The following is a 3,051-nucleotide window of genomic DNA, read 5'->3' as shown; positions in this document are numbered from 1 at the left end:
TTTTAAAAATGTGCCGCAGTATGGATAGGAGGAGTACGTCGATTTAACGGCGCTTACGATGTATCACGATCCAGTCAATGTCCGCACCCCTAGTTTCCAGGGTAATCAGCGCACAATTTAGACCACCCCGGGTATGTGTCACACTCCGCCTTTTTTCATACATATAATGGAATATCTAATTGTGATTTATTCCCTGCGTTATTGTTAATTTTTTGCTCAAGTTCAACATCCGATGTATCCTTGTATCTTGAGTATTTAAATCCTTGATATAACTTTGGGACTACGCCCTTGTTAAATTGCAAAATATGTTTTCCCACCGCGTAGCCAAGACCTATTGGTACTGCATTTCCCAGTTGCTTATACTTATCTAATAGTTTACCCTCTATTTTCCAATCTTCTGGGAATTGCTGAATTCTCTTATACTCTTCAATTGATAATGGGCGTAACTCTTCAGGATGAGCTAAATCAGTTGCAGGCATAGCTGGGTGGGTAACTAACGTTGGAGAAGGTTTATCCCATGCCAATCGTCTCAAAAAGCCAGTTTTACCGCCTCCAGAGAAAAAAGACTTACCTAGCGCTTCTTTTTGTAATTCAAGAGGTAAGTTTTTCCAATACTCGCCAGGGCCAAGTAATCTATAGTATTTTTTCCTCTTATCAGGGAATTCTAGGTGAGTATGAGAAGCTTCATCTAAGCCATTCACTGCATCCCTAAATGTTTTCCAAGAAGGTAATCCAAAATGACTATCTTTAGAGTGTGTCGGTTCTAAATAAGGGATCTTTTCTCCACTTCGCGCACACATCATTATTACTCTCTCTCGTGTTTGAGGGACACCAAAATTAGCAGCATTATACAATTCAAATGAACAACTATATCCTGAGGCCTTAATCATTCTATAAATATAGCTTAAAACCCCCCCCGATTCCTCTTCACTTTTCAAAGGGAGAAAATCATCACCTCGCTGGTTATGAGGCCTATGCTGTAAAGGTGCAGAAAGAAGTCCACGAACGTTTTCTATAATGAAATACTTTGGTTTAATTTCAAAAATAGTTTCAATGTATTTTAAAAAAATATTCCCTCTTTCATCTTCAAAGCCCAAACGTTTCCCTGCTGTTGAAAATGCTTGGCAAGGAGGCCCGCCCATTATTAGGTCAACCTCATCACCGAGTTTAAGTCCAGCATGCTCCATTATTTCTTGAGGAGAATAATCTCGTATGTCTCCAATAAGGGCTATATCAGGCCTGTTACTTTTAATTGTTTTCCGGGCACTTTTATCTATTTCACATGCAAGAAGAGTCTTAAAGCCTGCTTTTTCAATACCCAAATCTAAACCCATAGCGCCAGAAAAGAAACTGAGTGCAATAGGCTCTGAAGTTGTGACTTTTGTGATTCTGTCTTCAGTAAATAAGTTATTTTTATACTTCATGACGCTTTGTTTATCAATTAGCCATACTCTCCCAGCTTGCCTCGCGTCATGTAAATAACCCGATCTGCATAATGCACGAACTCTCTGAGGTGAAATCCCTAGGATTTCAGAGACCTCATTAACGGTCAAAATGGTACTCAATTTTATGTTCCTTAACGATAAAAAACTCATACCACTTTGACGTTACTGCGTAAAATTGTCAATAGTATCAGACTGATTGCCATAGAATTTTTTTTACTTAAAACACACAACTATATGATATTAATAATCATTAATGTCTTATCTCAACCTCTGGTCAGATTGGAGTCACAAAAACAAGCACGTCCTAAAGTGATGCGCTTCGGAACAACCTACCCATTGCAGAAAAAATGTTCTATACTAAAGTAGCCCTCTACACAGGGATGTGGCCTACAATTTTCTCACCTGTAGATAATTTTTACCTTTAACTTTATTAACTGACGAATTATACTGCTTGAAAACATTAGGAGATTATAATGTCACAAGTGGAATCTTTTGTTTATAATTCGGAAGAGCTTGCTAAACAAAAAATGGATCAAATCGATCCGACTCTTTCAAATAGATTTGTGCTTTTAATAAAATTCTTATCACAGTTTCCTGAAAACTGTTCTGTACCAAGAGATAATGAAATTAAACGAAATTTCGGGAAAGAAGAACATATAGCTTATTTAGCAAACAGTTTTTATTTAAGTCGAATGCCGAGAAAGCCCACACCTCCGGCTACTGTTTCTGATGAGGTCGTAAGCATTGTTCTGAATGTTAGTTTTGATATCCCAGAAGAGAATCTTGCAAGAATAAAAGAAGAACATCGACTTTCAATGGGAGCAGAAAACATTGTCGGCGATCTTTTAGAGAGGTATCTCGCTGAAAAATTAGAACCATCTGGTTGGATATGGTGTTCGGGAACAATTGTTAAAGCTGTTGATTTTATTTATTATAGCCAAGATATAGGTGAATGGAGACTGCTTCAAGTTAAAAATCGAGACAATACGGAAAACTCGTCAAGTAACAAAATACGTGACAATACCCCTATCAAAAAATGGTTTAGAACTTTTTCTCGACGAAATGCCACAAACTGGAATGCATTCCCAGATGAAATATGCAATAAAAATTTAACAGAAAAAAATTTTAGAGAATTTGTTAAAAATTATTTAAATGCACTCTCATAAAATATAGTCAATGATGGGGCTGTGTTCTTCTTATCAGGCATAAAAGCACAGACCCATAGTTTGCGCGTTCTTTAGACATTTATTCATTAAAATACGCACTTAATACTATAAATTTCGCACCAACCGCGCATTCACGCTAAGTGCTTCTTGTAAGCATGCAGGCGTTGATAAAAATCATCTTCAGCCTACATCTTTGCTATTACCCAAGCACAACTGGCTAAGAATAGGCAGTTAACCGATGAATGGCAAAACTCAGATTATTATCGTCAAACAATTTTAATTTTCTGTTGGCCCAGCGTTCGCCTGCAGGCCAACGCCTTAAGCCCTCTTTCACAGCGGCTAAGGTTGGCTCACAATTTTCTTGGGTCAATAACCAGTCAACGGTCGAAAGCAATTCCATACCGAATGGCGATTCAAAACCATCGATCAATTCACTAACC

2 protein-coding genes and 1 pseudogene are annotated in these 3,051 nt (G+C 37.7%); 1 reads left to right on the top strand and 2 read right to left on the bottom strand.

Going from position 1 to position 3,051, the window contains the following annotated elements:
- Window positions 1–155 precede the first annotated feature (155 nt).
- Entirely contained in the window at window positions 156–1,565 is a 1,410-nt protein-coding gene (locus SJI19_RS24370; protein WP_323480822.1) for a DNA cytosine methyltransferase, read from the bottom strand.
- Window positions 1,566–1,918: 353 nt separating this feature from the next.
- Between SJI19_RS24370 and SJI19_RS24365 the strand changes: the two genes are divergently transcribed.
- On the top strand, window positions 1,919–2,611 hold the full coding sequence (locus SJI19_RS24365; protein WP_323480821.1) for a SinI family restriction endonuclease: 693 nt from the start codon (window positions 1,919–1,921) through the stop codon (window positions 2,609–2,611).
- A gap of 217 nt (window positions 2,612–2,828) precedes the next feature.
- On the opposite strand, the pseudogene SJI19_RS24360 reads toward SJI19_RS24365, so the two are convergent.
- Window positions 2,829–3,051 (bottom strand): annotated as a pseudogene (locus tag SJI19_RS24360) (Appr-1-p processing protein); the annotation flags it as partial.

Origin of the sequence: Acerihabitans sp. TG2 (genome assembly GCF_035013185.1) — a bacterium.
Taxonomy (GTDB): Bacteria; Pseudomonadota; Gammaproteobacteria; order Enterobacterales; family Enterobacteriaceae; genus Acerihabitans.
This window is presented reverse-complemented; position numbering and strand designations above follow the sequence as displayed.